This is a genomic window from Candidatus Acidiferrales bacterium (assembly GCA_036514995.1).
Lineage (GTDB): Bacteria > Acidobacteriota > Terriglobia > Acidiferrales > DATBWB01 > DATBWB01.
Genome location: DATBWB010000164.1, coordinates 24,682 through 30,697 on the forward strand (window position 1 = coordinate 24,682; position 6,016 = coordinate 30,697).

Sequence of the window (6,016 nt, forward strand, 5' to 3'; positions counted from 1 at the left end):
TTATGACTCCGGTGGAAGTTCGCTATCATTTGCAAATGCGCCTCAGCAACAAACAGATGCGGTGGCTCGCCGCATTGCCCGGCACCTATGGCATACGTCGCCTTCAGTTGGAAGATGCCGGAACCCGGCTGCTGGTCGAGTATGACGCCTCGCGTTATCGTCTCCCGGAAGTGACCAACATTCTCCACGCTGGCGGACTGCCCGTGGTCGAACCTGAAGCTTGAAGCTGGAAGCTTGAGGGTAGTGCCGTTCCAACTTGATGGGCCTATACATCTCGACCCTGGATGATCAATAAAGCATGCCGTGTGACTTGCGGAAAATGGCCCCAAATAGTTGGAACGGCACTAGAAGCTGGAAGCCGGCGTGGTCGAACCGCTTGTCTGAGAGGCACAAAACAGAAATAGGGAAAATAGAAAACAGGCGCGTTTTCTGATTTCTCTTGGCTTGTAAGGATTTATCCGGGAGGCGGGAGACAGGAAACGGGAAGCTCGAAGTTCAAAGACCCTCCGGCCCTTAGCGTCCAGCGCCTAGCCTCTACTATGGCGGAAATAATGGTGGGCTCCCATCTGCGGCCAGATGAGAGCCCGAAACGGGCTCACCGTGCGGGACCCGACCCTGGTTGCCTGCTGTGGCGGGCATTGGGGTACGGGGCGAGCGTCGTGGAGTCACGCATCCTAAGCTTCCCTCTTGAGCGTAGGCGGGAAGACAACGGAGCAGGGTTCGAAATCGCCCACGAGCCCCTTCCTCCTCGCAAGTAACCTCGTTCCCTGCTCCATCATCTCTGGAAGTGAGCCCCACACCGCTCTTGCAACTCTCCTGCCAGCAGGCTCGTCCCGCGGCCTTTGGACATCCGTTGAAATCACAATACTTAAGGCCGTAGTTGCGAGCGAAGCTCGACCCCTTCTTTGAGCCCCCCATACCATTCAGGGAAGAGCAAACCCAAAGCGGGAAACGGAATCTGGAGGCTGGAGGCTGGACGCTAGAGGCTAGAGGCAATTTCGGGAAAAACAAACGCGAAGCGGGAAGCGACGCTCCGTAGTTCCCGATTTTCGACTTTGGCTTTTCGACTTTCGTATCTCGGGACGCCGTGGTGGTTCGCGGGTTTCAGGTTTCAGGTTTCGGTTCTCGCTTTCCTATCTTCGAGTTTCAACTTGCCGGAGGCCCCGTGGTTCCCGATTTTCGCTTTTCTATTACCGAATTTCGTCTTCCGGGAGCTTGCCTCCTTTGCCTCTCTGCTTCCCTGCCTCCTTTACTTCCTCTGCCTCCGTTTTCGCGTTTCTAGGCCCCTTCCCCCATCCGGAGAATCTGTGCTATCTTGACACCAGCCTTGTTTGGGTGCGCCCGTAGCTCAGTTGGATAGAGTCCGCCGCAGGCGGAAACCAGAAGGTCGGCTCAACCTACCAAAACTGCTAACCCAAGTTGCTTATCAATTGCTTCCGGGTAGCTGACGTTTAACCGGTCGGTGTGCTAGACTTTCTAGAGGCGGCGCGCCCGTAGCTCAGTTGGATAGAGCGTCTGGCTACGAACCAGAAGGTCGGGGGTTCGAATCCCTCCGGGCGCGCCATTCTTCATTTTTCGCCCGCTGAAAGATCATGTCGAAGGGTTTTCTGTAGGTGGGATAAACACTTGCGGCGTCAATCGCGCAGTTCGAAAGTACCACTTTGAGGAGTTTGGCTTTTTCGGTGGGAGGCTGCGCAAGATACAGAGAATGCGCCTTATTCGCGAGTTCTAAAGTGCGAACTGCGTCGAGCATCCTGTCTGGATTCGCGTGTTCAAGGCCCTGCATGGCAAGCAGAATCTGCTGTTCTTCCGCCTGCCACTCTGAACTTTTCCGCGTCCAAAATTCTTCGGTGATTTTGCCGTCCAGCTTGTCTAGGTACGCCTGATCAAGCCGCCTGCGCACCGCACTCAACCGCTGCTGCAATCGTTCGCCCTGCTGCCTGCGAATCGCTTCGTCGCGGCCTTTATCGGTGAGCAGAGACTTTTCTAGCTGCGCCAGAACAGGGTCCGGGATATGGATGTTCTTCAGCACCTGGGCCAGGCGGTCGGCCAAGATTTCCTCGCGGAAGTAGGGGAGCTCGCATTTGCCACGAAAACCGGTGCAGCGGTAGTAGATGTACCGAGCCTTCTTGAGTTCCGCCGTGACCATGCAATCGTCGTAGGCGCAGCGGAGTAATCCGCCGAACGCGAATTCATGTCGGCGGTATTTGGGCTTGTTGTGGCCGCGAAACACGGCCTGGACCTGTTCGAAGAGTTCCGCGCTGACCAACGGCGTGTGCGTGCCCGGAAAGAGTTTCTCTTCCCAGATGAATTCTCCCTTGTAGAAGGGATTCTTCAAGAGCCTTTCGAGATATCCCTTTGCAAGCGCACAGCCGAATTCCGCCTGTAGCGACTTCCGCAAGCTCGCCAGCGAGTGTTTGCCTGAGGCGTAAAGTTCAAACATTCGCCGCGCAATGGGAGCCTTCTTCGGGTCAACCTCGATGGTGTGTTCGAGCTTGTTGTTTTGGTAGCCCAACGGTGGCCGGCTTGGGTAGATGCCCTGGTCGGCCTTCTCGTGCATCCCCTTGCGGACTTCTTCGCGTAGGTTCTCGATGTAGTTCCGAGCAATGACAACCTGAATGCCATGCACCAGCTTCGCTTGCGATTTCGCGTCCTTGCTGATGACCTGGCCCTCTTTGGGCAGGTGGATTTCCACTTCCAAGTCCTCGAGCGTCACGCAATCGCGGAAGTTGCGGTACAGGCGGTCGGTCTTTTCGACGATGGCGACGCGGCAGTTTGGATTCTCCCGAAAGAAGCGCACCATCTCGCCGAATTGTTTGCGGCCTGTAATCTTCGCCGTTTCCACGTCCACGAACTCGCGCACGAGCTCGAAGTCGTGCGTGCGCGCATATTCTCGCAGGAGCTTCAACTGAGCCGGAATCGAATACCCTTCGCGCTCCTGGTCTTTGCTGGAAACCCGCGCATACAGGACCGCCTGTCTCATTTACCCCTCGGCGCAAGAGTTTGATGTGTTGGCATGTTCCGCTCACCTTGCGCTTAGCCCGAAGTGTTGTCAACAAGAGACTGCATTTCCGCCGAAAGTTCTTGGCCTTCGGCACGATCCCAGGCGTCAAGAATCAAAAAGAATTCGCGCAAAGCATCGAGGGCGGTTTGGTCGAGAGGGGTGTCCTCAGCGAGTGGTCTTCCTGGGGAAAGGGGTTCTTGGGTGGGGTGCTCTGTCTGGAGAAGGGTTGGCATGGGAGGGCTTCTTTCTGAGAGGGGATGCTGCGGCGTACTTTGCGGAGGGGATGGAGCGGGTTAGATGCACGAGCTATAGAGCCAGAAAGTCTGCCACTACTCAACTAATCAGCCGAAGAAAAGAAGATTTGCCCGGCGGGTAGAATCTTCGGGGAGGGGTTGGGTTGGCTCCGATGGACGCGGGCAAACACGGCGCGTACTACGTTTCGCAGTACGCGGAGGGCGGGAGCGACCCCCGCAGCCCGAAGGGCCGGGGCCGCAGCGCGGCCCAAAACGGGGGGTCGCTCCCGCCCTTTTGAGTGTTTTGCCCGCGTCCATTTTCGGGGTGATTTATTCTCGCATTTTCTTGGTTTGTTGGGGAGTTGGGCTCGGGCGGAATAGAGAACCGTCCAGAGAGCCGTGCAGAGAACCGACTTACGAGCGGTTCTCTCGGGAATTGCGGATCCTCCGTCGTTCTCTCTTGGCGGCTTCCAGCATCGGCACGCGGAAAACCGAAAGGAAAACCGTTTTCAGAACGGTTTTCCAATGGAAATCGCGGGAAGGCTATTGTTCAAGGTTTCCAATGTGGACAAGAATGTCCAACGTTGAGCCGTGTTTCGTGGCAACGAGAACGTTAGCCAGGCTGTCACGCTTGCTCCATCCCTTGTCCCTGCCCGAGTAGCAACCAGATCCCACACTCAAACTTACGGATGGCAGCTCTCTATGAAGTTGGTTCCAAGCAGCCCACCAGGTTTGAGCCTTAACGGTGGTATGCGGGTGGTGCAGTACAAAAGCTGGCCCGGCACGTTTAATGAGATTCCTCCATTCAGTTGCTACACTTTGTCTCCAGCCTTTCGCGTTGCTTTGGGACCGAGGGTTGAAGATTGTGAGGTCGCGCGGCTTTGTGGGTTCGCAACTGCTCATCGTCATCAGTAAAGACGGCAAGCAGGGGAGGGATGTCCTCGTAGCCGGGGTGCGTGCGGCAGTATTCGAGAAGTGCTCTCCGCTGCTGGGCGCGGGGGCCAAAATGCACATCGAAGACTTTCTCGTTCGGGAAACTAGGGTCATTGCGTTTCTTGAGGCGCATGTCTCCGGTACCGGGAAATCGCTTGATCTCTCGTGTCAGCGAAATCAGCCGTTGCAAAATGTCATCGTCGCTGAAGGCGGGTTGCAGAGTGTTGGGAGAGAATCCAGCTTCTTGCAGCGCGTCACCCCATCTGCCCCAAAACTTCCCGTGCCAGTCTGAATAACCAATTCCCGTTTCCTGTGCGAATCGCTTGAATCCCAGCGGTATCCCGCCGTTGGCCGCTGCGGTCTTGCGTATCGCATCTAAGGGTGGATATTCAGGATGCGGTAGCGGAAGCGCTCGACGAAGTAGGGCGAGAGCAACCGCATAAACCCGGCCAGGCACACCAGGTCCACCTGTTTTTCTTCCAGCACCGCCACCACCTTGCGGTCGTACTCCTCCCGTTCCAGTCCTTTCGACGGGATTACCCGCGCGTCAAAACCGCGTTCGCGCGCTTTCTAGATGCCGGGTGCGCCTTCGCGGTTGCTGATGACGACGGCGATTTCAGCGTCGGCGATGCGGCCGGTGGCGATGCTGTCGGCGATGGCCTCGAAGTTCGACCCGCGCCCCGACAGCAAGATGCCCAATCTCTTCATCCGACCCCTCAATGGTAGCGCATGTTGAACGAGAGCCAAACGAAACGCAGGGCGAACACGAGCGCTTGCCCCAGCACAACATAAAGGACAAACTTGATCCAGTCAGCCCTCGTCATGGGTCGGATGGGCGTCCCGAAGGCGCGCTGCGCGTGCGGTTGCCTCAGGTACCAGATGACAACGCCGTAGACGCACGCGAACAGAAGCCCCAATGCCGACCCCACGTCGCCGAGAGAGCCCAAACGACCCATCGTTCCCAGTCCCAGCGAGAACATCAGGCCTATGGCCGAGAGGACGATGCTAAGCGTGCGCGCCCAGCGCTTGAGTTTCCATAGGCCCACACCGGTGGCCGCGGCGACACCGCCGAATACTAGGAAGATCGGTGCGACTGGGATGCCCCACATGGCACCGTACATCCCTGCTGCCAGTCCATGGAGCAAGAAAGGTTCCGCGACCCACCGGTCCAACGGGCTCTTCTCGTTGAGTGCGCAGTCTGCGCAGCCTGCTGCACCCACTCCGCATAACGCAACCACTAGAAAGCAAAGCAGGGCCAGAACTGTAACCCCGGCGGGCCGCACCTGAGCCGGGGTTTCCGGTGGCTGCTCGTTTGGACTCGTCGAGGGAAAGAGAATACTGTTCATCATGAGCATCCTCTAGACTAAGATGGTCTGCTTGTTCATTTTCCACACATGATACTGCGCGGCTCAGTTTGAATCTAGGGTTTCGTGCCACGGAACAGGAACCTAGTCGGTTTCCGGGCGAAGTAAGCATCGACAAAGGGCGGACACTCACGAGTCGTCCTATTCCCGCGCCAACGCAGTAATCCAAGGTAACCGGCAGTGGTTCGAACTAGTGCGTTTTCCTGCCGCTTGAGCGCGCGGCAAGACGTGCAGTTTAGGTCGCCAGAGTTCTAAAGTCGTCCCCTAGGGCGCGCCATTCTCCCATGTACTTCGTTTACGTCCTGCGGAGCCTGAGTACCGGTCGGCACTACGTTGGCTGTACGTCTGACATCACTCAGCGCGTTGGGCAACACAACGACGGAGTCACGAAATCCACCCGTGGCCGCGGAGCCTGGAAGCTTGTGTACCAAGAGTCATTCGCCACTCGTGGCGAGGCCATGCGCCGCGAACGTTATCTAAAG

The 6,016-nt window shown here is 57.2% G+C and carries 5 protein-coding genes, 1 tRNA gene and 1 pseudogene; 4 read left to right on the plus strand and 3 right to left on the minus strand.

The window, feature by feature from the left end; all coding sequences use genetic code 11:
- Window positions 1-2: 2 nt before the first annotated feature.
- From VIH17_10890 to VIH17_10905, 4 genes are all read left to right on the plus strand, one after another.
- The gene (locus tag VIH17_10890) at window positions 3-224 is read left to right on the plus strand and encodes a hypothetical protein (protein ID HEY4683739.1); all 222 of its coding nucleotides are present in this window, start codon (window positions 3-5) and stop codon (window positions 222-224) included.
- Between the two features lie 1,263 nt (window positions 225-1,487).
- Window positions 1,488-1,564: transfer RNA gene (locus tag VIH17_10895), tRNA-Arg, on the plus strand.
- Window positions 1,565-2,623: 1,059 nt separating this feature from the next.
- Window positions 2,624-3,007 carry a hypothetical protein gene (locus VIH17_10900; GenBank protein HEY4683740.1) on the plus strand — a complete coding sequence of 128 codons (384 nt, stop codon included), beginning with the start codon at window positions 2,624-2,626 and terminating at the stop codon, window positions 3,005-3,007.
- A gap of 1,113 nt (window positions 3,008-4,120) precedes the next feature.
- Window positions 4,121-4,462: a hypothetical protein gene (locus VIH17_10905; GenBank protein HEY4683741.1), complete on the plus strand. Its 342-nt coding sequence runs from the start codon at window positions 4,121-4,123 to the stop codon at window positions 4,460-4,462.
- Window positions 4,463-4,545: 83 nt separating this feature from the next.
- Here VIH17_10905 and VIH17_10910 read toward each other — a convergent pair.
- From VIH17_10910 to VIH17_10920, 3 genes and pseudogenes are all read right to left on the minus strand, one after another.
- Window positions 4,546-4,710: pseudogene (locus tag VIH17_10910) on the minus strand (formyltransferase family protein).
- A gap of 30 nt (window positions 4,711-4,740) precedes the next feature.
- Window positions 4,741-4,878, minus strand: coding sequence for a hypothetical protein (locus tag VIH17_10915; protein HEY4683742.1), 138 nt, complete (start codon window positions 4,876-4,878; stop codon window positions 4,741-4,743).
- Between the two features lie 8 nt (window positions 4,879-4,886).
- Complete coding sequence (locus VIH17_10920; GenBank protein ID HEY4683743.1) at window positions 4,887-5,342, minus strand: hypothetical protein; 456 nt, start codon at window positions 5,340-5,342, stop codon at window positions 4,887-4,889.
- Between the last annotated feature and the right edge of the window lie 674 nt (window positions 5,343-6,016).